Source organism: Devosia sp. MC1541, from assembly GCF_012847305.1.
Classification (GTDB): domain Bacteria; phylum Pseudomonadota; class Alphaproteobacteria; order Rhizobiales; family Devosiaceae; genus Devosia.
The window spans coordinates 1-25,044 of record NZ_JABBDZ010000020.1 but is presented as its reverse complement, the minus strand read 5'-3'; the positions used below and the strand labels follow the sequence as shown (position 1 = coordinate 25,044).

Genomic DNA, 25,044 nt, shown 5'->3' with positions numbered 1-25,044 from the left:
AAGTGAGCTGGCGTCACAGTCATTGTTAGAATGTGTGAAGGCCCACGATGACCGAAGCTATGATCCGCCCCGAAGGCAAAACGCTAGTTTTGAACGCTGCCGATAATATTGCGGTGGCACTGGCAAACTTGGATGTGGGCACGCAGACGCCGCAGGGCGTGGCGATTATTCGGCGGGTGCCGCGCGGGCATAAATTTGCCACGCAGCCGATTTTGGCCGGTGAGGCGGTCGTCAAATTTGGTCAAATCATTGGTTTCGCCAAAGAGAACATCGCGCCGGGCGACTGGGTGCATGAGCACAACTGCGGCATGGGCGGGCCCGATGGGTCGCTGAGCCATGATTATGCTTTTGCGCAGGGCGCGTTGCCGATAGATTTTGTGCCCGCCGAAAATCGGGCCACGTTTCAAGGCTTTAAACGGGCGAATGGCTCGGTGGGGACGCGCAACTACATCGGTATTTTGACGTCGGTGAATTGTTCGGCAACCGTCGCGAAATTCATGGCGGAGGCGATTAACCGCTCCGGCGTGCTTGATGATTATCCCGAAATCGATGGTGTTATCCCCTTTGTCCATGGCACGGGCTGCGCCATGGACCTCTCGGGGGAGGGGTATCAAATCTTCCGCCGGACCCAGTGGGGGTATACGTCCAACCCCAATCTGGGGGCGGCGCTTCTGGTCGGCCTCGGTTGCGAAGGCTTCCAGATCGACAAGATGAAGGAAGCCTATAACCTCAAGGAAACCGACACCTTCCAGACCATGACGATCCAAGAGATCGGTGGGACGAAGAAGATCATTGATTGGGGTGTCGAGCGAATAAAGGAAATGCTGCCGGTAGCAGCGCGGGCGCGACGCGAGACTGTCGACGCTTCGCATCTGTCGCTGGCGCTTCAATGCGGTGGGTCGGATGGCTATTCGGGCATTACCGCGAACCCGGCTCTGGGCGTTGCGGCGGACTTGCTGGTGAAGCAAGGCGGCACGGCCATCCTTTCGGAAACGCCAGAGATTTACGGTGCGGAGCACTTGCTTACGCGCCGCGCAGTGAACCAGGAAGTGGGTGAAAAGCTCATAGCGCGCATAAAGTGGTGGGAGGAATACACCGCGCGCAATGGCGGGGAGATGAACAACAATCCATCGCCGGGCAATAAACTTGGTGGGTTGACGACGATTTTGGAAAAGTCGCTCGGTGCCGCGGCCAAGGGCGGCACGACGCCGCTTACCGCTGTTTATGAATATGCCGAAAAGATCACCGAAAAGGGCTTTGTGTTTATGGACACGCCCGGCTTTGATCCGGTGTCTGCAACGGGGCAGGTGGCGGGTGGGGCCAATATTTTGGCGTTCACAACCGGCCGTGGCTCCGCCTACGGCTGCAAACCAGTACCGTCGATTAAGCTCGCGACAAATTCGGACATGTATGCGCGCATGACGGACGACATGGACATCAACTGTGGGGACATTGTTGAGGGCGTGTCGATCGAGGCCAAGGGGCAGGAGATTTTTGATCTGATGCTGCGCGTGGCTTCAGGCGAAGAAACCAAGTCTGAAGCGCTGGGCTATGGCGACAATGAATTCGTGCCTTGGCAAGTTGGCGCGGTGATGTAATCGCTGCCATTTGGCCGGACAAAGAATGGGCGGCACTTAGGTGCTGCCCTTTGCTTTTTTTGACGTGCAAATCAGAAAATCTCCAAGAAACCGAAAAATGAAATTGGGGTCTTGAAGGGGCATTTTTGAACCCTACATCTGAAGCGTTCGCCGGTATCCGGGAACGCCGGTTCAGGAAATACAGCGCTCGCCACAGATGGGGGTGCATCTTTTATGGGCCGGAGCAAACATCCACGTTGCTTAATGAAAGAATGTGAAAATGCAGACCGTCGATTTCTCCCCATTCTACCGTTCCACTGTTGGCTTTGATCGCCTGTTCAACCGTTTGGACACACTTTCGGCTCAGGAAACGAAGAGCTACCCTCCTTACAACATTGAGCGCACCGGTGATGATGCTTATCGCATCTCCATCGCAGTTGCAGGTTTCTCCAATGGCGACATCGCAGTCGAAACCAAGGAAAACAGCCTCGTGGTGAAGGGTGCCAAGGCTGTTGAAGCTGGTGACACCAAGCGCGAGTTCCTGCATCGCGGCATTGCTGAGCGCTCCTTCGAGCTGCGCTTCCAGCTCGCTGACTATGTTGAAGTGCAAGGCGCGAGCCTCGAAAATGGCCTGCTGCATCTCGAGTTGAAGCGCGAGCTGCCGGAAAGCAAGAAGCCGCGCACCATCGCAATCAACTCGGCAGCCCCGACTGCCACCATCGAAGACAAGTCGGTTAACTAACCTCCTCTGGGCCCGCTCTTCCTCCTGCGGGCCCTATCTCCCTCCGACGTCCATCGGATAGGCAAAGGCGCAGGCTCGTTCCCTGCGCCTTTTTCTTGTGCAGTCAGAGTGTTTGCATCAAATAGGAGTTTCGCACTCCATGCCTGAAATTCTGGCGGTTTTGCGACAGATGTCATCCTTAGACGGGCATTCTCCTATCATTTCCTATAGGCAATTCCACGGAACTCCTATTTTTTCTTCTCGTGCTGCGTCGAAACTGCTTGCTGCCAGTTTGGAATTATGCAAATGTGCAAGTGTTAGGGCAGTATCTCTGTCCTATCTCCGTGCGTCCCGCTCTCCGCGGTCAAGCGCACACGCTGGTTCGGCTGGCCCGCTTATCGTGAGCGGAAACGGATAGGCGGGGCGAGAGGAAGCCCGAAGTTGAGCGGCCATTTGGATGCAGCGCCGCTACCCTATATTATCGACGGATACGCCGTTCGAGCCGTACGCTGTACGACCCGCAACTTCGCCGTGTCTGTTATTAACTTGCGGCTTGCCGCCTGTGCATTCGTCCCCCTGTGAAGGGGCAATTCAGTTAAGGGATAAGTTTGATGGTCATGAGCCCAGGATCGAACCAGACGCCAACACGCCAGTCCGCCGCCGGCGCGGTTCAGGGACGCCCGGCGGCACAAGGCCTGTATGACCCCAAACGCGAGCGCGATGCCTGTGGCATCGGCATGATCGCGAACATTAAGAATAAGCCTAGCCACGAAGTGGTCCAGAAGGGTCTCGAAATCCTCGAGAATCTGGAACATCGCGGCGCCGTTGGCGCAGACCCTTTGATGGGCGATGGCGCTGGCATTCTCGTGCAGACACCGCACGCCTTCTTCAAGAAGGTGCTGCCCTTCGCGCTTCCCGAAAAGCACCACTACGCAGTCGCAATGATCTTCTACCCGAATGGGGAAGAGCTCAAAGTCCGTTGCGCCGAAGTGGTTCGTCGCTGCATCGCCCAAGAAGGCCTCACCGTTCTCGGCGAGCGCACTGTGCCTTGGGATAACTCCAAGCTTTCCGAAGGCGTTGTCGCCACGCAGCCGATCATCGAACAGATGGTTGTGGCGCGTCCGGACGGCCTGACCCTCGATGAGTTCGAGCGCAAGCTCCTCATCGTGCGCAAAGTCATTTCCAACACCGTTTATGGCGAGATCCCCGAGAGCCAGTCGGACAACGGTTTTTATGTCGTGTCGATGTCGGCCCGTACGCTCGTCTATAAGGGCATGTTCCTCGCGGACCAGCTGGGCGCATTCTATACCGATCTTCACGACGAAGATTTCGAAAGCGCGATTGCCCTTGTGCACCAGCGTTTCTCGACCAACACCTTCCCGTCATGGAAGCTGGCGCACCCCTATCGCATGACCACCCACAATGGTGAAATCAACACCATCCGTGGCAACGTCAACTGGATGGCTGCCCGTCAGGCTTCGGTGCACTCCAAGTATTATGCCGAGGATATCGGCAAGCTTTGGCCGATCTCCTACGAAGGTCAGTCCGATACGGCATGCTTTGACAACGCGCTCGAATTCCTCGTGCGGGGTGGCTATCCGCTGCCGCACGCAGCGATGATGCTCGTGCCAGAAGCATGGGCTGGTAACCCGCTGATGGATGAAAAGCGTCGCGCTTTTTACCAGTACCACGCCTCCTTGATGGAGCCATGGGACGGTCCGGCAGCGATGTCGATCTCGGACGGCCGCTATGTTGTGGCAACGCTCGATCGTAACGGTCTGCGCCCGGCACGCTACCTTGTGACCAAGGAAGATCACGTCATTCTGGCATCGGAATCGGGCGTGCTCGATATTCCGGATGAAGACATTGTTGAACGCTGGCGCTTGCAGCCGGGTCGTATGTTGCTCATCGATCTGGAGCAGGGTCGCATTATCTCGGATGACGAGATCAAGTCGACGCTCGCTACCTCCAATCCATATGCTGATTGGCTCGCGCGCACCCAGATCGTTCTGGAAGATCTTCCCGCCGTTGCACCAAAAGCTCCGGAGTCGACCGAAGCGCTGCTCGATCGCTTGCAAGCGTTTGGCTATACGCAGGAAGACGTAAAACTGCTGATGGCGCCAATGGCGACCACTGGGCAGGAAGCCGTTGGCTCGATGGGGACGGACACACCGCTGTCGGCGCTGTCGAACCAGTCCAAGCTGCTGTACACCTACTTCAAGCAGAACTTTGCGCAGGTCACCAACCCGCCAATCGATCCGATCCGCGAAGAATCGGTGATGAGCCTCGTCTCGTTCATTGGTCCGCGTCCGAACCTGTTTGACCTAGAAGGTCTTTCCAAGGTGAAGCGCCTTGAAGTGCGCCAGCCAATCCTGACCAATGAAGATCTCGAAAAGATCCGTGGCATTGGCGAGATCGACAGCAACCAGTTCAAGACCAAGACGCTCGACATTACCTATCCTAAGTCGGAAGGTGCTGAAGGCATGGAAGCGGCGATTGAACGCCTCTGCCAGGCCGCAGAAGATGCCGTGCGTGGTGAATACAACATCATCATCCTGAGCGATCGTTTGGTTGCCGCAGATCGTCTGGATATCCCGACCCTGCTGGCGCTCGCGGCTGTTCACCACCACCTGATCCGCAAGGGTCTGCGTACCTCCACCGGCCTCGTGGTTGAAACGGGTGAAGCCCGCGAAATCCACCACTTCGCTATGCTCGCGGGCTATGGCGCAGAAGCGATCAACCCATACCTCGCTTTCGAAGCGCTGCAGTCGCTGCATGCTGAAAGCAACTTCCCTGAGGAAGTGTCGGCGGATGAAGTGGTCTACCGCTACATCAAGTCCGTCGGTAAGGGCCTGCTCAAAGTCATGTCCAAGATGGGCATTTCGACCTACCAGTCCTATTGCGGCGCGCAGATCTTTGATGCGGTTGGTCTCAACTCCGATTTCGTCAACAAGTACTTCTTTGGCACCTCGACCTCGATCGAGGGCGTGGGCCTTGGTGAAGTTTCGGAAGAAACCGTTCGTCGCCACGACCTCGCTTTTGGCGATGATACCGTGCTGCGCAAGTCGCTCGAAGTCGGTGGCGAATATGCCTACCGTATCCGCGGCGAAAAGCACGCTTGGTCCCCTGACGTTGTCGCTGACCTGCAGCATGCTGTGCGTACGGCTGATGAAGCGCCTGAGAATGCTCAGGACCGCTACAACAGCTTTGCTAAGCGCGTGAATGAAGCTGAAAACGGCTATCTCGCCATTCGTCACCTCTTGGACGTGAAGCCAATTGGCGAGGCTGTCGCATTGGACGACGTTGAGCCAGCAGCAGACATCGTCAAGCGTTTCGTCACCGGCGCGATGAGCTTCGGCTCGATCAGCCGTGAAGCGCATACGACGCTTGCTCAGGCCATGAACAAGATCGGCGGCAAGTCCAACACCGGTGAAGGTGGCGAAGAGCCTGATCGCTATAAGCCACTGGCAGATGGTTCGCAGAACCCACTGCGTTCGGCCATTAAGCAGGTTGCTTCGGGTCGCTTTGGTGTGACGGCTGAATATCTGGTCAACTCGGACCAGATCCAGATCAAGGTTGCACAGGGCGCAAAGCCAGGTGAAGGCGGTCAGCTGCCGGGCCATAAGGTCGACTGGATTGTGGCCAAGACCCGTCACTCGACCCCAGGCGTGGGCCTTATCTCCCCGCCGCCGCACCACGACATCTACTCGATCGAAGATCTCGCGCAGCTCATTTACGATCTCAAGAACGTCAATGAACAGGCCGACATTTCGGTCAAGCTCGTGTCAGAAGGCGGTGTTGGTACGGTTGCCGCTGGCGTTGCCAAGGCACGTGCGGACCACATCACCATCTCCGGCTTTGACGGTGGCACCGGCGCTTCGCCGCTGACATCGCTCAAGCACGCTGGTGGTCCGTGGGAAATCGGTCTGGCAGAAACCCATCAAACGCTGGTGCTCAACCGCCTGCGCTCGCGTGTTCGCCTGCAGGTTGACGGTGGTCTCAAGACCGGCCGCGACGTGCTGATCGGCGCGCTGCTGGGGGCTGATGAATTCGGCTTCTCGACTGCGCCATTGATCGCGGCTGGCTGCATCATGATGCGTAAGTGTCACCTCAACACCTGCCCGGTTGGCGTTGCTACCCAGGATCCGGTGCTGCGCAAGCGCTTCAAGGGCACGCCAGAACACGTCATCAACTACTTCTTCTTTGTGGCAGAAGAGCTGCGTGGCATCATGGCTTCGCTGGGCGCACGCACGCTCAATGAGCTGATTGGCCGCTCGGACCTGCTGGCACAGAAGGGCGTAGATACCCACTGGAAGACCGCAGGTGTTGATCTTGCTAAGCTGATCTACAAGCCAGAGCCTCTGGGTGAAGACACGATCTTCCACTCGGAAGTTCAGAACCACCACCTTGAAGCTGTGCTTGACCGTCAGCTGGTTGAGCTGGCCGCTCCGGCACTCGAAAACGGCACTCCGGTGCAGATCGATCTGCCGATCCGCAGCCGTGACCGTTCGGCTGGGGCAATGCTCTCGGGCGCTCTCGCCAAGAAGTACGGCAATGACGGTCTGCCGGAAGACACCATTTCGATCACCCTGCGGGGCACGGCTGGTCAGGCATTTGGTGCCTTCCTCTCGAAGGGCATTTCCATCGATATGATCGGCGATGCCAATGACTATGTCGGCAAGGGCCTTGCTGGTGGTCGCATTGTGGTGCGTCCATCCGACAAGATCGGCATTGTTCCGGAAAAGTCGATCATCGTTGGTAACACCGTTCTTTATGGTGCGACCTCAGGTGAATGCTACTTCCGCGGCGTTGCTGGCGAGCGTTTCGCCGTTCGTAACTCCGGCGCTATTGCAGTTGTCGAAGGGACGGGCGACCACGGTTGCGAATACATGACCGGTGGTCTGGTCGTCGTCATGGGCAAGACCGGTCGAAACTTTGCTGCAGGGATGTCCGGCGGCGTGGCTTATGTTCTCGATGAGGAAGGTACCTTCCGCGATCGCTGTAACCTGGCCATGGTCGATCTCGAACCGGTGCAGGAAGAAGAAGATCTGATGCAGAAACTCCACCACCACGGTGGGGATCTCGAATGGCATGGCCGTGTCGACATCTCTGGCGACATGACCAAGCACGACGATGAACGTCTGCACCAGCTGATCTCCAACCACCTGCACTACACCGGCTCGACCCGCGCCAAGTATATCCTTGAGAACTGGACCGAGATGCGTCCGAAGTTCGTTAAGGTCATGCCGGTCGAATACCGTCGCGCCATCCTTGAGATGGAAAAGAAGCGCGCCTTTGGCGTCAATGTGGCTGCTGAGTAAGGGGAGAGCGAGCAATGGGTAAGGTTACTGGCTTTCTCGAAATCGAACGTGAAGAATCCCGCTATCAGCCGGCTTCGGACCGTATTCGTCACTTTGGTGAGTTCACCATTCCACTGTCTGAAGCGCGCGTCACCGATCAGGCGGCGCGTTGCATGGACTGCGGCATTCCCTTCTGCCACGGCGATACGGGGTGCCCGGTTCACAATCAGATCCCGGATTGGAACGACCTCGTTTACAACAACGACTGGGAAGAGGCTGCGCGCAACCTCCACTCGACCAATAACTTCCCCGAGTTCACTGGCCGCATTTGCCCCGCTCCGTGCGAGGAAGCGTGTACGCTGAATTTGGAAGATAGTCCGGTCGCGATCAAAACTGTTGAGCAAGCGATTGCTGACAAGGCGATCCGTGGCGGTTGGGTCAAGCCGGTCATCGCGGAAACCAAGACCGGCAAGAAGGTCGCCATCGTTGGCGGTGGTCCTGCAGGCATGGCTGCGGCCCAGCAGCTGGCGCGTGCAGGCCATGACGTTCACCTCTATGAGCGTGAGCCCAAGGCTGGCGGTCTGCTGCGCTACGGCATTCCAGACTTTAAGATGGAAAAGGAACACATCGACTTCCGCGTTTCGCAGATGGAAGCCGAAGGCGTCACTTTCCACTATGGCGAAAATATCGGTGTCACGCGTCCGCTCTCTGAGCTTCAGGCTGGTTACGACGCGGTGCTGTTGACCGGGGGTGCAGAACGTCCGCGCGATGTGGATGTTGAAGGCAAGGACTTTGACGGCGTTCATTTCGCCATGCCGTTCCTCGTCCAGCAGAACCGCCGCGTCGGTGGCGAAGACGTCTCCGAACAGTTCCAGCTGTCGGCTGCGGGCAAGCATGTCGTGGTTGTCGGTGGTGGTGACACTGCCTCTGACTGCGTTGGTACTTCGTTCCGTCAGGGCGCGATTGCTGTGACCCAGCTCGACGTGCGTCCCATGCCACCAGAAATGGAAGACAAGCTGACCAACTGGCCAAATTGGGCGGTTAAGATGCGCACCTCGTCTTCGCAGGCAGAAGGCGCGATCCGCGAGTTTTCTGCAGGCACGATGAAGATCATCAGCAATGCCAAGGGGCATGTCACGGGCGTTGAATGCGCGCGTGTTGATCGTTCGCGTAAGCCAATTCCGGGTTCGGAATTCATCATCAAGGCCGACCTCGTGCTCTTCGCCATCGGCTTTGCTGGTCCAGTTGCCGAAGGCATGCTGACCGAACTGGGTGCCGACCTCGACAAGCGTGGCAATCTCTTCGCTGATACGTTCACCTACAAGACCTCGGTCGATAAGGTTTACGCAGCAGGCGATATGCGCCGCGGCCAGTCCCTCGTGGTCTGGGCGATCCGTGAAGGTCGTCAGGCTGCTCGTGCGATTGACCTTGATTTGATGGGCAAGACTGCACTGCCGCGCTAAGCGGCTAGGGTTGAAGTGAATAGAAAGCCCCGCTTCGGTGGGGCTTTTTTGTTTTAACCGGTTCCTCCCGCGTTCATAGGGGAGCAGAGGGGAAGGCGTGCAATCTAGGGAGTAAGTAAGCCTTCTGTTGACCCCAAACCCGCCCCGCTCTAAGACCGCACTCTCTGCGCTGCCGAGGACTCACATGAGCCACACACCTTACGTCATTGATGAATTGATCTCCGCCAAAGCCATCGCTGCACGCGTTGAGGCGCTGGCGAAGGAAATTTCGGCTCACTACTCGGATACCGACAAGCTGGTGGTTGTTGGGCTGCTGCGCGGCTCGTTTATTTTCATCGCGGATCTCGTGCGTGAAATTAATCTGCCAGTGGAAGTCGATTTCATCGAAGCCTCATCCTATGGCGACGGCATGGAATCGAGCCGTGAAGTGCGCATCTTGAAGGATCTGCGTGGCGAAATCGGTGGTCGCGACGTGCTGGTGGTGGAAGATATTATCGACACCGGTCACACGCTGACCCATGTGCTCGAAATCCTCAACACGCGTCACCCGCGCCGGATCGAAATTTGCGCGCTACTCAACAAGCCGTCGCGTCGTGAAGCGGAAGTGAACGCCAAGTGGATTGGCTTTGATATTCCAGACGAGTTCGTGGTTGGTTATGGCATCGACTACGGCCAGCGCAACCGTAACCTTGGCTATATCGGTAAGGTGCGTTTCACCGACGACGAATAGAATTTAGGGCGCTGCGGCGCCCTTTGTTCTGCGCAGTGAACGCAGAATGAATGCCTTTCTCGGATCGGGTTCAGACCTGGGTGCGTAGTTATGGGGGGCGGTTCAAAGTCCCCCGCACCCCGCTTGGGCCGCAATCAAAAGGAAAAGCCAGTGGCCATCAGGTTGCTGGCTTTTCTTTTACCCTCAAGGCAGTAAGGTTCACAGCCGTAAGCATGAGGACGTCGTGACAGTACTCGTTGATCCGAATGGAGCAAAACTCCTCTCAATTCCCAATAATCCAGCACCGGAAGGGGCGCGGGTGGGGTATTTTCGGACCTCGGATAGGGTGCGCCTGCGCTATGCGCTGTGGCCACGGAAAGGCGATGTCGCGCGTGGAACGGTCTGCCTTGTGCAAGGGCGCACCGAATATATTGAGAAATATTTTGAGACAGTCGCTGATTTTCAAAAGCGTGGATTTGCCGTGGCGACATTTGATTGGCGCGGGCAGGGCGGCTCAGATCGGCTGATCGGCAATAAGAGCCTAGGTTATGTCGATCGCTTTGAGGATTACTGGACCGATCTGCGCTGTTTCCATCGCGATATTTTGCTGCCCGATTGTCCGGGTCCATTCTATCTCGTTGGGCACTCTATGGGTGGTATGGCCAGCCTTTATGCGGCAACGCAGGATCGGATGATCTTTGATCGTGTGTTCCTGTCGGCGCCTATGGTTGGGCTCCATGGCATGGAAGATAGCTTGCCAAAAGTGCGGATGGTCGCTGAGACGCTGAGCTTTCTGGGACTGGGGCGCCTGCCAATGGCGCGTCGTGGGGATCGTCGACCCGATGAAGCCATGTTCCCCAACAACCCGCTCACATCCGACGCGGGGCGATATCAGCGCATGGTTGAGACGCTCCGCGCCGACGAGAGCCTATACATTGGGTCGCCGACATTTCGTTGGCTTGCCGCGGCCATGGGGGCGATGATTACCACGAAGCGGGATCGCTTCCCTAGCGAGATACAAATTCCTGTCCTGATGCTGGCGGCTGGCGGAGACCGTATCGTCTCAACGCCCGCGATTGAGGAGTTGGGCCTGCGACTGCGCACAGGACACCACACTGTTGTGCCGGGTGCCCAGCACGAGTTGTTCATGGAAAACAACCGCGTTCGTGCTCAGGTGTTTGCGGCGTTCGACGCGTTTGTAACCAATCAGACGGTTTAGGTGCCGCCAAGCGGAACCGAAGCACGGGCGACCATAGGGATGCCATTCGGAAGTGGAAATGGGCCAACCGGTCGGAAGATATAACTCAGCGTGACCTCCAAGTGAGGATAGGGCGCGCTCTTTTCAGTCAGCGCGACTGTGAGGTCCTCAGCAGTGATCGTGGTGCCCTTGGTGTCCGCAAAGATCTGGGTTGTAGCGCCACTTCTATCCTCTGGGGCGAACAGAAGGTGACGTGCGCCTCCTTCGGCGATCTGGGTCAGTGTGGCGTGCGCGTGAATGGCGAAGCCCACTTCTGTTAGGCCGACCAACGTCAGAATAAAGATGGGAGCGATCAGCGCAAATTCCACGGCTGAACCACCGACGTCGTCGAGCAGTGCGCTTTTAGAATTTCTCCGCCGCCGCATTATTTGTACCCTACAAAGAGTTCAAAATTGGCGGATACGGACATGTCGACGCCCATGAGCGGGCTCGCATAAGGCAGGCTGGCGCTTGCCAGAACGTAGTGCGCGACGCCCTTGTAGCAACTCTGGCTGCAGGCGATAGCCTGACTGTTGCAGCGGCAGATTTTCTCGACGGAAACGCTGGCTGCCCCGGCTTTATCGTTCAGCTGATGATTAATGACCGTGGTGGTCATGGCCAAGTCTGTGCCCTCGGTCTGCATAACGTGCTGCATTCCAGAGTTGAGCGCAGACTGCACTTTGATCTTTTCAGTGAACCCGGTTCCGAGATCGTAAACCGCGACAAGCAGAAGGAGAACGATTGGGACGATGAGGGCGAACTCAATTGCCGCATGTCCGGCTGCCGTGCGCCAAAACCGACGAAGAATGCGCAAGAGGGCCATCATGCTGCAGGACCTTTGGCGAGACGGATATGGCCGGCATTTGCACTCGCACCAGTGCCGCCTGAGCAATTATTGTTGATGGTACCCGCACCGCGAATATCGATCATTGACGCTACAATCTGTGTGCAGCGGGCCGTGGCGAGGTTGGGTCCTGCCTCGGTGAGCAGTCTATCATTGGGGAAATAGACTGCGCCTTGCACATTGCCCAAAATGCCGATGAGACGGACATCTCTACCGGCAAGATTGGGGTTCCCCATGATAGCCATACCCGCCGTTGGGCCGGTTTTTGGCGCACTCAACTGCCATTGAACATCTTGGGCAATGTCTAGGACGTGCGTTTGATCGACATAGATCGTGACGCCCTCGCCGATAATTTTGGCGCCATTCGTGGCGCGGAAGCCGGCCGTAAAATAATAGATGCCCGGAGCCAGCGTCACTATGCCGGCGATTTCAACCTGTTTGCCATATTTTCCCGGATGCAGGCTGGCGCCGCCGGGCATGCCTGCGCCATACCGGCCTTGGGCAACATTCTGATCGGCCAAGGTGTTGGTGTCTGGAATTTGGCTTGTGCCCCAAAACTGGGTGCCAACGAGATGGTTGCTGGTTTCGGCACGCGTATAAGTGCCATTGGGGCAATTGCTAAAGGTGATTTTTGCGCTGCCGTTGGTGGCGTAATTCCCTGGCGTGGTTGCGCATTCGGCGACCAGTCGGGTTGACCCTTCACCCCATATAGCGTCCGCGCTGTTGGAATTGGTCGCGACCGTGCAGCTCATGTTCACTTGGACAGAGGCCGCAATGAGGATCGAGCGAGACTGCTTCTGCTTTAGCGCCAACATGCACGGCGCATTCGGCACGGCAGTGTTCGCCGTGGCATACGAAACGGTAGAGATATCGAGCCAGCTCTGTTTGAGAAAGAGTTGCGACAGGAACAGGCGCGAGGGTTCTTGGAGGATGGCGCGTGAGGAATTAGCGCCCAAAGTTCCGTCTGGCGACGGGATCAAAATCACGATCTGATCGTCTGGTCCCGAATATCCAGATGCACGTGCCTCAGCGATGCCTATGGTGACGGCATCAGTGAGTGACTTGTCCTTCTGATAGGCGACAAGCGCGCTATAGGCCGCTGCGTCCGCCGCGATTTGCAGACGGTTCTTATCCGCGTACCAAGAGCCCACTTCAATGGCGAGTGCGGAAACTCCAAGCAGCGATGGCAGGAGAATGCCAAATATTATGGCGACCCCACGCGAATTGTCGGTGAGAAATTTTTTGAGATTGCGCAAAGTTTCGATGCCCCCAGCGAAAGCGCGTGGAGGCATCTAACATGTTGTCAGTTAATAAAACGTTCGGCGATTATTTGGCTTTAGTGATGAGTTCTAGCGCTTTTTCGAGCAGTTCTTCGCTCGCGGCTGCGACTACATTTCCGCCACCTGTGGGCTCTGATCCATCCCAACAAGATATGGCGCCGCCAGCTTCTCGGATGATCGGCACCAGGGCGGCAATGTCGTATGTGTTCAGGTATGGTTCAACGACGAGATCTGCATGGCCAGAGGCGAGTAGTGCATATCCATAGCAGTCCATGCCAAAGCGCTGGAGACGCGTTGCGCCTTCTATTGCTTGCCATTTAGCCTGGAGGTCTTCCGTGTCAAACAGCTTGGGTGTGGTTGTGAATACCCGCGCTGACGCCAATTCGCTTAGGCCGGAAGTTCTGTTCGATTGGGCAAGTTCCCCGCGCCGATAGGTGGATGCCCCTGGCACCGCTAGGTAATTCTCGCCAATGAACGGTTGGCTCATCAGGCCTGCGACCGCAACACCGTCTACAGCAAAGGCGATGAGTGTGCCCCAAACGGGTGCACCGGAAATGAACGCCCGTGTGCCGTCAACCGGGTCGATGATCCAGCTATAACGACTATCCCCTGTGCGGCCCCATTCTTCGCCGATGATCGCATGGTCCGGGAATGCTTGTTCGATCACGGCGCGGATGGCGGTTTCAGCACCTTTGTCCGCTTCCGTCACAGGATCAAAGCCCTTGGCCAGCTTGTTGTCAACGGCGATCGGTGTGCGGAAAAGGGGAAGTGTTTTTGCCGCCGCTGCGTCGGCGGCCGCAAGTAGCGTCGCCTGAATGCGGGCAAAGTCAATTTCTGAGGGGAGGTCGGCCATTATCGCTCACCAATGCCAGCGGGTTTTCTGACCAAAGCAGATAGCTTGCAATGCAGCAGGGTTAAACCCCTAAAGCATTTCTGATCGGCGCAGTTCGGGCCATGTTGGTTCTAAGCAGAGGGGATGATTGGTTTTCTATTCTGCCGCCTTAGACAGTCCAACCCGATTTGTCGCTAAGGCGACGAGGTCAAGACCGATCAGGGTCTGGATCAGGCTGTCGATCACCGTTTTCATGGTGGCGAAGCCCGAGTGTTTTTCCAGGGTGACCTCGTTCATATAGAGGTGGCGGCTGATTTCGATCTGGAGCGCGTGGACACCATGCTGGGGGCGGCCATAGGACCGCGTGCAAAATCCCCCCGCATAGGGGCGGTTTCTGGCGACCTTTAACCCTGCCGTGGTGAATGCGGTTTCGACCAGATCGATGAGGGGGGCGGCGCAGGTCGTGCCGTAGCGGTCGCCCAATACGACGTCCGGCGTAGCGCGTTCACCGTTGCGACCAATACGCGGCATAGAATGACAATCAATGAGGATCGCAATTCCCGAATGGGCAATAGCCTCACTCAAGAGCTTTTGAAGCGCAGCGTGGTAGGGGTGATAAATCCCCTCAATACGCATGCGAGCATCGTCCATGGTCAGGCGTTCGCGGTAGATAGGCTTATTCTCAGCGACTACGCGGGCAATGGTGCCCAAGCCAGCGGCAACGCGCGGCGAGGTGGTGTTAAAGCGATCTGATAAGGAGTCGACGAACATCGTGGGATCCAGCTCCCACGGTTCACGATTGACGTCCAGATACGCGCGCGGAAAATGCGCTCTCAGTAAGGGGGCGCCAAGATGTGGTGCTCGGGCGAAGAGTTCGTCCACATAAGCGTCTTCCGATTGGCGGATCGACAGATGATCGAGCCGTGCCATTGCCAGAAATCGTTCTGGATAGACTTTGCCAGAATGAGGTGAATTGAAAACAAGGGGCGATACCGGCCGCCGCGGGCGGATGGTTTCGAATGCAGGTTGATCCCAATAATCGGATCGCACGCGTTTCCCCCATTGCGCTCAGAGCGCCGCCGTGATTTTGCTCATACCAGTTTCGCCCTTCGCGGCCGACTTGTCCAGTTTGTCGCGCAATTGCCTTGTGGCGTTCCTCGAAAGAACTGCCTATGGTCGAGAGTGGTTGCGAAACTGCAGAACTGGCATAAATATCGCCAGAACTCCGACTCACTCTTAAAGACGACATCAGGGATGCTGATGAAGCGAATTCTGCTTGCTGAAGACGACAATGATATGCGCCAGTTCCTGACGCGCGCGCTCAAGAACGCAGGCTATGACGTTGTCTCATTCGACAATGGGCTGTCAGCCTATGAGCGTCTGCGCGAGGAACCTTTCTCGCTGCTGCTCAGTGATATTGTGATGCCCGAAATGGACGGGATCGAGTTGGCACGTCGTGCCACCGAACTCGATCCAGATCTCAAGGTCATGTTCATCACTGGCTTTGCCGCTGTCGCATTGAACCCAGACAGCGACGCGCCCAAGGATGCCTCTGTTTTGTCAAAGCCATTCCACTTGCGCGATTTGGTGAGTGAAGTGGAACGCCTACTCGCCGCATAAGCGGGGCGTGCGCGCAAAATGCTAGGCGTTTCGCGGTAATCTGCGGAAACTGCAAAAGAATTTGCGAAAGTAATCCACAGGGGGCAAACGGCCTCTTGACCCGCGGAACCGAAATATGGTCTATCGCCAACATCGGAAGCGGCAACGCTTCTGACCCGAGAGAGATGGGCGTATAGCTCAGCGGGAGAGCACTACGTTGACATCGTAGGGGTCACAAGTTCGATCCTTGTTACGCCCACCATCTCTTTCTCCTCTGCACAGCGCAGGGGGTGCGTAGCTCAGCGGGAGAGCACTGCCTTCACACGGCAGGGGTCACAGGTTCAATCCCTGTCGCACCCACCATGATACAGAACAGGCTTTCAGCTCAGTTCATGCGGGAAACCGGATAGACGAGGTTGTAAGACAGTTCACCCGAGAGATGGGCGTATAGCTCAGCGGGAGAGCACTACGTTGACATCGTAGGGGTCACAAGTTCGATCCTTGTTACGCCCACCATCTCTTTTTCATCAAAAAATGAAGTCGCCTAAACCAAGCCCACCAAATTGGTGGCCGTGGTATTTGTCGCTTTGATGCGCCGAATGCGGATTGGCATTATGCTGCCTGTGGGGATGTTGGCCAATGTTAACTCGGCGCCGGACAGCAGTGTCACAGCAAGATTGCCGCCGGTCCCAACATAAATGGCTCGGGTCGGCTCGGTTAGGTCTAGCGAGTCAGAAGGGCTTATGGGGAAGCCGTGGTCCGCAGGGGAGCTCAAGCTCTTGGCGTGGCCGGAATATCGATCTGTCATTTCAACTCTCTTTTTGCGCTGTAGAGAGCCTATGCCGAGCCAGCGGTCCGGGGATAACTCCGATAAGTTCATCTTAAACGCGAAGGCGATGATCGTTCGCCTTTAGCATTTTCCCTGAGGGGGGGGGGCGGAGTTGGTGTTGTTTTTGTTGGGTGTTGTTGCAGAAAGTTAACTTTAGGAGGCTCGGGATGGGATGTACACTTCGGAATTGCTTGCTGGTTTGGTGATTTATTGATTTGATGAAATTGGAGTGCTTGTCACTTGCTTTCAGCAAGGATAGAAACGCTCTATACAACTGTCAGTCCATATTTTTAATTAATAAGCGTTGGCTAAAGTGCGTGTGTCGATCTCGGTCCGACCGTTGCTTGTCTCTGGCGCAAAAGTAGCGATGCAAACGCGGAACCAAGTCGCTGAGCATGAGTTCATCTGCTGAATTGATGGAGAGCGTTCGCCTATGCACAATGATCCATCTCGGCTGCTAAGCCCGGGTGAGACCGAACGCTTCAAGTTTCTGGTCGACACGATAAGCGAGTATGCGATTTTCGCTCTTGATGACGAGGGGCGGATAACCTCGTGGAATCGTGGCGCTACGTTACTCAGCGGTTTGTCGGCGACCGACGCCATTGGTCAGCATCTCGATAGCTTGTTTAAAGGCAGTTCTCACTCGCTAGGCCTAATGACGTGCATTCAGCAGGCGATAGGCGAAGCCGGTCGATTTGAGAGCACGGAATTTTTAGTTCGTGGAACCTCGTCTCCGGTTGCCGTGCACGTTACGGCGGAAGCACTTGTGGGCCAAAATGAGCGCGATGCCGCGTATGGCGTAACGATCCGTGCGATAGATGAGTTCGATAGCGCTGACGTTCATCCGCTCGGGACCGAAGACGGATTTCGCACTCTGGTTATGAATGTTTCAGACTATGCGATTTCCATGTTGAGCTTGGAGGGTCGTGTTGAAAGCTGGAACAAGGGTGCGGAGCGGATCAACGGCTATACCGCCGAAGAGATAATCGGCACGCATTTTTCTGCGTTTTTCCCGAGCGAGGCTCAAGCGGCGGGACTGCCTCAGAGGGCGCTTGAGATTGCCGCCACCAAAGGCCATTTCCACGATGAAGCGCAACGCGTTCGCAAGGATGGGACGGTTTTTTGGGCCAGCATTGCAATTGACGCAATACGCGACAGTAATGGAATGCTCGTTGGTTTCGCCAAAATCGTTCGTGATATTACCGATCGGATCAACCAGCAGGAGAGTTTGGAGCAAGCCCGCGAAGAATTGTTCCAGACCCAAAAGCTTGAGGCAATAGGTCAACTGACGGGTGGTGTCGCGCACGACTTCAACAATCTCTTGATGGTGGTGATGGGCAGCCTTGAAGTGCTGAAAAGGCGATTGCCCGCTGATGACCGCAATAGTCGCCTCATCGACAACGCCTATCAAGCCGCCCAACGTGGCGCCCAATTGACCAAACGCATGTTGGCTTTTGCCCGCAAGCAGGACTTGGAGAATCGTCCTGTTGACCTTGCTGAAGTGGTGCGGGGAATGGGTGAACTCTTGAGCCGTACGCTTGGGCACTCGGTGATGGTGGAAACGCGCTTTCCGATTAGCCTGCCCAAGGTCAGCACAGATCCCAATCATTTGGATGCCGCGCTGCTGAACTTGGCCGTCAATGCGCGCGATGCCATGCCGAACGGTGGCACGCTTCGGTTTTCCGCAGCGGAGCACGACATCGCTCCTGGCCATGTGAAACTCAAACCCGGCAAGTATGTTTGCCTGTCGGTTGAGGACACTGGCGAAGGCATGGACGAAGAGACGCTAGCGCATGCTCGTGAACCGTTCTTTACCACTAAAGGGGTCGGAAAAGGGACCGGTTTGGGACTGCCGATGGTTCAGGGGATCGCTGAGCAGTCCGGCGGCATGATGTCGATCTACAGCGTTAAGGGGGAAGGGACTAGGGTCGAGCTTTGGCTTGAGGCACTCGCCGCCGAGACTGAGCCGGTGGCTGAAGTGATCAAGCCTGATGCCCTGACACCGCGCATTGCTAAGACCCAGCTCAAAGTCCTAGCGGTTGATGATGATGCGCTGGTTTTGCTCAACACCTCGCTCATGCTCGAGGAACTTGGTCATAAGGTCGTTGAGGCGCATTCAGGTGCGGAGGCTTTGGCCCTGCTCGAAGCGAACCAAGACATTGATCTCGTTATCACGGATCACGCCATGCCGCGCATGACTGGGGTGGCGCTGGCTGAAGAAATTATCAAGCAGTACCCAGAGCTTCCCGTCGCTTTAGCCAGTGGCTATGCCGATATTGAGCAGGCCCGACGGATGAACCTGCCGCGCTTGGCCAAGCCATTTACACAAGGCGAGCTGCAGAAGCTGATCGCGACCCTAACAGAGGCTCCCGCAGCCTGATTTCACCAGAGCGTCTCTTTGGCCCGTTGAGGCCAAGATTTATCATAGCTCTCGCCGCCGACGGCATTGGCTGTGATCGCGGCTAACATTTGTCCCGCAGAGGGAAGATCTTTGGGATCGACGTGATGATCCGGGTTCCATAGCTCCGAGCGCATGATGGCGCGGGCGCACTGGAAGTAAATTTCCTCAATCTGCAACACGACGACGGTCCGCGGTGCTTTTTCCTCGATGGCGAAGCTTTCGAGTAAGGCGGGGTCTGCCGAAAGATGCGCCCGGCCATTGACCCGCAATGTGGTGCCGGAGCCCGGAATGAGAAAAAGAAGCGCACAGCGGGGATCCCGCACGATATTTCGCAGGCTGTCGATACGGTTATTGCCCCGGCGATCCGGCATCATCAGCGTGCTGCTGTCATGAATCCGAATGAAACCCGGTTTGTCGCCACGGGGCGAGCAGTCGAGGCCTTCGGGGCCAGACGTCGCGAGTGCCACAAAGGGGCTGGCTTCGATGAGGCGGGCGTATTCCTGTGTGACTGTGGGGCTGACCTTCACCAGGGAGGCGGGGGCTGGCGCTGGTTGATAGAGCGCCTCGAGTTCAGCGATTGAGGAAATCACAGTCATAGCGCCTCCGCGTTCTCGGCCAGACTTGATGGAACAAGGTGGTGGGAATAGGCGCTTAGACTAACTATATCCTTGAGGCGAACAAGGGTGATTGAAGGAGTAAAGCCATGGATGGCCATACTTACAAGGTGACGCGTACTGATCAGGAATGGCAGGAGCGCCTGACACCCGAGCAATATTATATTATGCGCCAGCACGGTACCGAGCGTCCGGGCTCTTGCGCCTTGTTGCATGAGAAGCGTCAGGGCGTTTTTTCCTGTGCAGGCTGTGACACGCCGCTGTTTGGCGCGACGCTGAAATTTGAAAGTGGCACAGGCTGGCCAAGCTTTAATGACCCTCTACCGGGCGCTGTGGCGAGTACAGTTGACCGCTCGCATGGCATGGTTCGTACCGAGGTGCATTGCGCGACTTGCGGGAGCCATCTCGGGCATGTTTTCCCTGATGGACCGCCTCCAACGGGCCTGCGCTACTGCATCAATGGGATCGCGCTGAACTTCGAGCCGAGTGCGGAATAAGCCCTTTGAACATGTTCTCGGCAGAGTTTTGCTCTGCCGAGAGATCTAAGGCACACAAGCTTGCGTAAGTGAGTTGAAAGGTTCGATCGCTACAAGGGATGAGCGCAGGGTGTGTCATACAGCAGTGTAGGCAACACATGCTGAAGGAAGGCGTTGGCCAGACTTCGACGCTCTGCTCTGAACGAAGGCGCGGGCGGTTTCGCGTTTCGTCATGTTACGGAGTTTGTATTGCGTCATCCCAAATATATTCTCGGGGCAGTTGCTGTTAGCACGCTGCTTCCGAGTGTCGCCCTTGCCCAGAATTTTGGCCAGCTCGATCAGGCTCAACTGAGCTACCCCCAAGCAGAAACCAGAGCAGATCTTATCGTTGAACTCGGCCTCGGGGCGGGTGCGACGCCTGCTTATGAGGGTGCTTCCACCTACACCGGTACTATCCTTCCCCTCATCAATCTCGAGCGCCTCAATATTCCCGGCGTGATTGACATTGGTGGTGCTGGCGCGACCGATGGGCTGAAGATCGCTCCGTCCATTAGCGTCGTGCGCGAACGCAAAAGCGCCGATTTCGCACCATTGGCTGGCCTAAACAATGTCGACACGACCTACGCGCTCGGTGGTCGAATTGGCTATGAAATCGGCCTGAACGAAGTTGTCAGCGTCCAGCCTTATGTGGCTGCGCGTTATGCTTTTGGCGGCGCGCAAGGCTTTGTCGGGGAAGTCGGCCTCGATATGACGGCGCGGCTGACGCCCGAGCTGACCCTTGTTGCTGGGCCTGTAGTGAACTTCGCCAGCGAAAACTATATGGACCGATATTACGGCGTCAGCGCTGCAGAATCTGCGGCGACAGGCGGGCGTTTGGCCGCGTTCGATCCGCAAGGTGGGATCAAGTCGGTCGGCGTAAAAGCTGCTGTGAAGTATGAGTTCGTCGCCGACACCTTCCTTAATCTTGAAGGGTCCTATTCACGGATCGTGGGCGGCGCCGAAAACTCGCCAATCGTGCAGTCGGGCAGCGACTCTGCCTTTACTGCGGGCGTGGGTATTTCACGTCGCTTTTCGTTCAACTACTAAGTCTATCCGGGGGCAGGCCATGCCCCCGGGCTCACGCTTTAGAGCTGATACGAGTGGGTGTTAGCTGCGTTCGGCGATCTTCGTGCCGATACAGCGACCGAAGCCCAAGCCGACGACATAGAGGGCAACACGCATCCAGAACTCGGGGATATGGAACACGAATTGCGTGGCGATCACGGCAATTACGACGCCCACTATCGCTCCGATGTCGCTGAAACGTTGCGTTTTTGGTTTATCGCGCCAAGCCAATGTATTGCCCCCCAAATGCGTTGACCATCTTAGCTAGCTGATTTGCGTCTGCCCTGAAAGAATGAACCTCTGTGCGGGCAGATCTGCCCTAAGTGCCGCGGGGCTTGGCGCGGCTGGTTGCTGGGGCTGCAATGGGGTCTTCGGGCCAAGGGTGACGCGGATAGCGGCCCTTTAAGTCTTTTGCCACGTCTTTCCATGAGCCTCGCCAGAAGCCGGGCAGATCGCGCGTCGTTTGGATCGGGCGATGAGCCGGGGAGAGCAGGAGCAGCAGCAGCGGGATTTTGCCATTGGCGACAGAGGGGTGGCGGTCAAGTCCGAAGAGTTCCTGCACGCGTACTTCGAGGGCTGGGCCATTTTCCGCAGCATAGTCAATCGGTAAGTTACTGCCTGAAGGCGCTGAGTAGTGGCTGGGCAGAAGGCGGTCAATGTCTTGCCGCGCTGACCACGGGAGCAGGCCATCAAGGGCTGCGCCCATGTGTTCGGCAGTGATTGCAGCTAGTTTGGTTTCGCCGAAAAGATGGGGGGCGAGCCAAGCAGGATCTTGCGTTAAAGCGGTGTCAGACAGATCAGGCCAATCGCCGCCAAGTGTTTGATGCAAATAGGTTGCGCGGGCTCGGATGGCCTTTTGGTCTCTGGACCAGGGAAGGTTTTCTGGGCGCTTTAGCGCCGCTTCGGCCAGAATCTGCGCGGCGGCTTCATGGTCAGTGACTGGCGCGGTGTCATCGGCAAGTTTTAGGGCGTCGAGGCGGCGCTGGCGGCGGGCGCGGACGGAGCCGGTTTGCGTGTCAAAGGTCAGAGTGGTTTCAGATTTTATATGCGCGCCAAAGAGTTGGTCGAGCTCATCTGCGCTGAGCGCGGCGGCTGAGCGAATGCGGCCTTGGGTGGCACTGCCGGTGATGTCCGCGACGACGAGAAAGGGCGCCCCTGCAAGGGCATGGGCTTCGTCGAGTTGGGCTTGGCGGCCATTGGCGAGGCGGAAGCGTCCGCGCGCGCCAGCGGGCTGCGCGACCCGGTCAGGGAAGGCATTGGCGAGATGATAGCCAGCGGCTAGAGGCTCGCCGGATCGGGCACTGCCAGTCTGCTTGGCCCAGCGTTGAGCGAGCGCTCGCGCGTCATCAGCGCGTTTGCCGCGTTCGGAGCGGAAGCGCTCGAGACGGCGGGCGAGATCGGTATCGTCGCCACCAAGGCCACGCTCACCAATGAGAACGGCGAGTTCGGCTGCAGTTTTGGCGTCGCCCGCTTCTGCTCCGGCGACAATCATATGCGCAAGCCGAGGGTGGAGAGTAAGTTTGGCTAGGGCTTTGCCTGCGCTCGTCAATTGTCCTGTTTGGTCGATAGCGTCAAGGCGGGTGAGCAGAGCCTTGGCTTCCGCCCATGCCGGGGCAGGTGGCGGGTCGAGGAAGGCCAATGCCTTCGGATCGGTAACACCCCAAGCGGCCAAATCAAGCAGCAGATTAGACAGATCTGCCGCCAAAATCTCAGGTGTGTCAAAGGCTTCGAGCGCTGCTGTCTGGCCTTCGTTCCAAAGGCGGATGCAAACGCCGGGGCTGGTACGACCAGCGCGGCCACGGCGCTGGTCAGCGCCAGCGCGAGAGACGCGTTTGGTTGCAAGTGTCGTCAGCCCGGTCGAGGGTTCGTAGACGGGAACACGGCGGAAGCCGCTGTCGACGACAATCCTAATCCCTTCAATTGTCAGGGAAGTCTCGGCGATAGAGGTGGCAAGAACGATCTTGCGGCGGCCTTCCGGGGCGGGCTGGATGGCGCGATCTTGTTCGGCAGGCGTGAGCTGGCCATAGAGCGGCGCGAGATCGACATTGGCCGGAAGGCGCTGCGCGAGACGCTCGGCGGTGCGGGTGATCTCGCCTTGCCCGGGCAGGAAAACCAAGGCTGAGCCCTCATGCTCGCGCATGGCTTTCAGAACCGCAGAGGCGACTTGATGTTCAAGCCGTTGCAGCGGATCGGGCACCGCATAAAATGTTTCAACCGGGAAGGTTCTGCCCGGACTATCAAGGACTTGCGCATTGTCAAGTAGAGCTGAAATGCGGGCGCTGTCGATGGTCGCGGACATGACGATGATTTTGAGATCATCGCGAAGGGCGCGGACATCGAGGGCGAGGGCAAGGCCTAGGTCGGCATCAAGGCTGCGTTCGTGGAACTCGTCGAACAGCACGGCAGCGACACCGGACAGTTCTGGATCGTCCAAGATCATGCGGGTGAAAACACCCTCGGTGACCACTTCAATCCGGGTCTTGGCAGAGACCTTGGATTCCATGCGGACGCGATAACCCACTGTTTGGCCAACGTCTTCGCCCAAGAGCTTGGCCATTTGCCGGGCGGCGGCGCGAGCGGCGAGGCGGCGGGGTTCAAGGAGGATGATCTTGCCATCTTTGCGCCAATCGGCATCGAGGAGGGCCAGTGGTACGCGCGTGGTTTTACCCGCGCCGGGTTGGGCCACAACTATGGCACCTTGCTGGCATTTAAGGGCCTCAGTGAGGGCCGGAAGTATGGCGTCGATGGGCAGATGGGGCCAATTCATGCCCACGGGATAACCGTGCCGTGGCTTTGGAGCAAGTACTCCGGATTTTTACCGATTATTATGTCGGATCGAACGAATTTGGGTCGAAGCGTCTACAGGGGCGGAACCATGAGAGATAAGTTCCGGTCCGACACAAAACTGCCGGAGATCGCTATGCAGCTCACCCGTATCACCAATGATGAGCTCACCGTCGATGTGGCTGCGCTTGGGGCAGAGATGCAGTCGCTGCAAACGCGGGATGGGCGGAACTGGATGTGGCAGGGCGATGCCAATTTCTGGACGGGTCGTTCGCCCATTCTGTTTCCCATTGTCGGCAAGGCGATCAACGATAGTCTGCAGATAAATGGCGAGCGCTTTCAGATGGGACAGCACGGCTTCGCGCGGCGGTGCGCGTTCGAGCTGGTGCTGGAAGAGGCAAGCCGGTGCATCTATCGCCTGAGCGCGTCAGATGCGACGCTGCAAATGTATCCGTTCGATTTCCAGCTTGATATTGAGCATCGCCTTGTGGGGCGCTCGGTGATTGTGACGGCCACGGTGGCCAACCTTGGTGATCAGCCCATGCCGTTTGGTGTCGGTTTCCACCCCGCATTTGCCTGGCCGCTGCCGGGCGCAAGTGGCGCGCACAAGATCCGTCTGGAGAACCAGAACGCGCCGGGGATGAAGCGCTTGTCGGGCGGCGTGTTCAACGAAGAGGTTTTGCCGTCTCCATTCGTGGACGGGGAATTGACGCTCGATCATAGCCAGTTTGTTGACGACGCGATGGTGTTCATGGAAGGGGCGGGAGAGGCTCTAGTTTATGGTCCTGACGAAGGTCCGAGCTTGCGGTTCTCGTGGAGCAATCTGCCGAATTTTGCGCTGTGGACCAAGCCCGGCGCTGGGTTCATCTGCCTCGAGCCCTGGCACGGGACGGCGGCAGCGCAGGGGATGAGCGACGAGTTGGCGGATCGGCCGTATACCTATTGGCTCGAAGCGGGCGACAGCGCGAGTTTTGCGTTTGAAGCTGAGGTAAGGGGGTAAGCGAGCCCCCACCCGGCCTCCCCCGCTCGCGGGACTGTTTACAACTTGCGCATTTGGGATTCTAGTTTGTCTGCTTGGGGGTGATTTGCCGGAGGGTTTGAGATGAATTGTCCAGATTGTTCTAGCACTGCCACGGTCAAGCGCGGTCTCAAGGCGGGTTACCAGCGATTTAGCTGTAAGGAGTGTGGTCGGTACTTTACTGATCGCGCCCCTAAATTCAGCGCTCAGACAAAAGCGCAGGCCGTTCAGATGTATCTCAACGGCACCGGCATTC

20 protein-coding genes and 3 tRNA genes are annotated in these 25,044 nt (G+C 57.2%); 14 read left to right on the top strand and 9 right to left on the bottom strand.

The genetic code is table 11. The features are described 5' to 3' along the window. The first annotated feature begins 47 nt into the window (after positions 1-47). The 6 genes from HKD40_RS16070 (at position 48) to HKD40_RS16045 (ending at position 10,989) form a co-directional block, all read left to right on the top strand. Complete coding sequence (locus tag HKD40_RS16070; RefSeq protein ID WP_248306106.1) at positions 48-1,598, top strand: altronate dehydratase family protein; 1,551 nt, start codon at positions 48-50, stop codon at positions 1,596-1,598. A 259-nt stretch (positions 1,599-1,857) separates the two neighbouring features. After that, positions 1,858-2,319 (top strand): Hsp20 family protein, encoded by a 462-nt coding sequence (locus HKD40_RS16065; RefSeq protein ID WP_169196797.1) that lies wholly within the window; start codon positions 1,858-1,860, stop codon positions 2,317-2,319. Positions 2,320-2,915: 596 nt separating this feature from the next. After that, a complete protein-coding gene (gene gltB, locus HKD40_RS16060) occupies positions 2,916-7,619 on the top strand; it encodes a glutamate synthase large subunit (protein WP_248306111.1) in 4,704 nt (1,567 codons plus the stop codon). Positions 7,620-7,633: 14 nt separating this feature from the next. Beyond that, complete coding sequence (locus HKD40_RS16055) at positions 7,634-9,061, top strand: glutamate synthase subunit beta (protein WP_169196795.1); 1,428 nt, start codon at positions 7,634-7,636, stop codon at positions 9,059-9,061. Positions 9,062-9,245: 184 nt separating this feature from the next. Beyond that, entirely contained in the window at positions 9,246-9,791 is a 546-nt protein-coding gene (gene hpt, locus HKD40_RS16050; protein WP_169196794.1) for a hypoxanthine phosphoribosyltransferase, read from the top strand. Positions 9,792-10,014: 223 nt separating this feature from the next. Beyond that, positions 10,015-10,989 carry an alpha/beta hydrolase gene (locus tag HKD40_RS16045; protein ID WP_169196793.1) on the top strand — a complete coding sequence of 325 codons (975 nt, stop codon included), beginning with the start codon at positions 10,015-10,017 and terminating at the stop codon, positions 10,987-10,989. On the opposite strand, the gene HKD40_RS16040 is transcribed toward HKD40_RS16045, so the two are convergent. The 5 genes from HKD40_RS16040 to HKD40_RS16020 form a co-directional block, all read right to left on the bottom strand. Next, positions 10,986-11,393: a TadE family protein gene (locus tag HKD40_RS16040; protein WP_169196792.1), complete on the bottom strand. Its 408-nt coding sequence runs from the start codon at positions 11,391-11,393 to the stop codon at positions 10,986-10,988. The two genes, HKD40_RS16045 and HKD40_RS16040, sit on opposite strands and share 4 nt — an antisense overlap. After that, positions 11,393-11,833: a TadE/TadG family type IV pilus assembly protein gene (locus tag HKD40_RS16035; protein WP_169196791.1), complete on the bottom strand. Its 441-nt coding sequence runs from the start codon at positions 11,831-11,833 to the stop codon at positions 11,393-11,395. Before HKD40_RS16035 ends, HKD40_RS16040 begins: the two co-directional genes overlap by 1 nt. Continuing rightward, on the bottom strand, positions 11,830-13,143 hold the full coding sequence (locus tag HKD40_RS16030) for a pilus assembly protein TadG-related protein (protein ID WP_169196790.1): 1,314 nt from the start codon (positions 13,141-13,143) through the stop codon (positions 11,830-11,832). Before HKD40_RS16030 ends, HKD40_RS16035 begins: the two co-directional genes overlap by 4 nt. Positions 13,144-13,177: 34 nt before the next feature. Then, a complete protein-coding gene (gene hisN, locus HKD40_RS16025) occupies positions 13,178-13,984 on the bottom strand; it encodes a histidinol-phosphatase (protein ID WP_169196789.1) in 807 nt (268 codons plus the stop codon). A 135-nt stretch (positions 13,985-14,119) separates the two neighbouring features. Then, on the bottom strand, positions 14,120-15,013 hold the full coding sequence (locus HKD40_RS16020; protein WP_169196788.1) for an N-formylglutamate amidohydrolase: 894 nt from the start codon (positions 15,011-15,013) through the stop codon (positions 14,120-14,122). 210 nt (positions 15,014-15,223) lie between these two features. On the opposite strand from HKD40_RS16020, the gene HKD40_RS16015 reads away from it, so the two are divergent. The 4 genes from HKD40_RS16015 (at position 15,224) to HKD40_RS16000 (ending at position 16,078) form a co-directional block, all read left to right on the top strand. Next, positions 15,224-15,583, top strand: a complete 360-nt coding sequence (locus HKD40_RS16015; RefSeq protein ID WP_169196787.1) for a cell cycle two-component system response regulator CpdR — start codon at positions 15,224-15,226, stop codon at positions 15,581-15,583. A 166-nt stretch (positions 15,584-15,749) separates the two neighbouring features. Next, positions 15,750-15,824, top strand: a tRNA-Val gene (locus HKD40_RS16010). 26 nt (positions 15,825-15,850) lie between these two features. Then, positions 15,851-15,925: transfer RNA gene (locus HKD40_RS16005), tRNA-Val, on the top strand. A gap of 78 nt (positions 15,926-16,003) precedes the next feature. Then, positions 16,004-16,078: transfer RNA gene (locus tag HKD40_RS16000), tRNA-Val, on the top strand. Between the two features lie 28 nt (positions 16,079-16,106). On the opposite strand, the gene HKD40_RS15995 is transcribed toward HKD40_RS16000, so the two are convergent. Continuing rightward, positions 16,107-16,370, bottom strand: a complete 264-nt coding sequence (locus HKD40_RS15995) for a hypothetical protein (RefSeq protein WP_169196786.1) — start codon at positions 16,368-16,370, stop codon at positions 16,107-16,109. A gap of 454 nt (positions 16,371-16,824) precedes the next feature. On the opposite strand from HKD40_RS15995, the gene HKD40_RS15990 reads away from it, so the two are divergent. Beyond that, positions 16,825-18,771, top strand: coding sequence for a PAS domain-containing sensor histidine kinase (locus HKD40_RS15990; protein WP_169196785.1), 1,947 nt, complete (start codon positions 16,825-16,827; stop codon positions 18,769-18,771). A 2-nt stretch (positions 18,772-18,773) separates the two neighbouring features. Here HKD40_RS15990 and HKD40_RS15985 read toward each other — a convergent pair whose 3' ends face one another. After that, positions 18,774-19,388, bottom strand: coding sequence for a pyridoxamine 5'-phosphate oxidase family protein (locus HKD40_RS15985; RefSeq protein ID WP_169196784.1), 615 nt, complete (start codon positions 19,386-19,388; stop codon positions 18,774-18,776). A 107-nt stretch (positions 19,389-19,495) separates the two neighbouring features. On the opposite strand from HKD40_RS15985, the gene msrB reads away from it, so the two are divergent. Both msrB and HKD40_RS15975 read left to right on the top strand, forming a co-directional pair. After that, on the top strand, positions 19,496-19,903 hold the full coding sequence (gene msrB / locus HKD40_RS15980) for a peptide-methionine (R)-S-oxide reductase MsrB (protein WP_169196783.1): 408 nt from the start codon (positions 19,496-19,498) through the stop codon (positions 19,901-19,903). A 228-nt stretch (positions 19,904-20,131) separates the two neighbouring features. Then, positions 20,132-20,968 (top strand): MipA/OmpV family protein, encoded by an 837-nt coding sequence (locus tag HKD40_RS15975; RefSeq protein ID WP_169196782.1) that lies wholly within the window; start codon positions 20,132-20,134, stop codon positions 20,966-20,968. 60 nt (positions 20,969-21,028) lie between these two features. Here the strand turns inward: HKD40_RS15975 and HKD40_RS18090 are convergent, their stop codons facing one another. Together HKD40_RS18090 and hrpB are read right to left on the bottom strand one after the other, a co-directional pair. Then, positions 21,029-21,163 (bottom strand): hypothetical protein, encoded by a 135-nt coding sequence (locus tag HKD40_RS18090; protein ID WP_282567908.1) that lies wholly within the window; start codon positions 21,161-21,163, stop codon positions 21,029-21,031. 142 nt (positions 21,164-21,305) lie between these two features. Next, a complete protein-coding gene (gene hrpB, locus HKD40_RS15970; RefSeq protein WP_169196781.1) occupies positions 21,306-23,753 on the bottom strand; it encodes an ATP-dependent helicase HrpB in 2,448 nt (815 codons plus the stop codon). Between the two features lie 108 nt (positions 23,754-23,861). Between hrpB and HKD40_RS15965 the strand changes: the two genes are divergently transcribed. Next, positions 23,862-24,770 (top strand): aldose 1-epimerase family protein, encoded by a 909-nt coding sequence (locus HKD40_RS15965; RefSeq protein ID WP_248306104.1) that lies wholly within the window; start codon positions 23,862-23,864, stop codon positions 24,768-24,770. Positions 24,771-25,044 lie beyond the last annotated feature (274 nt).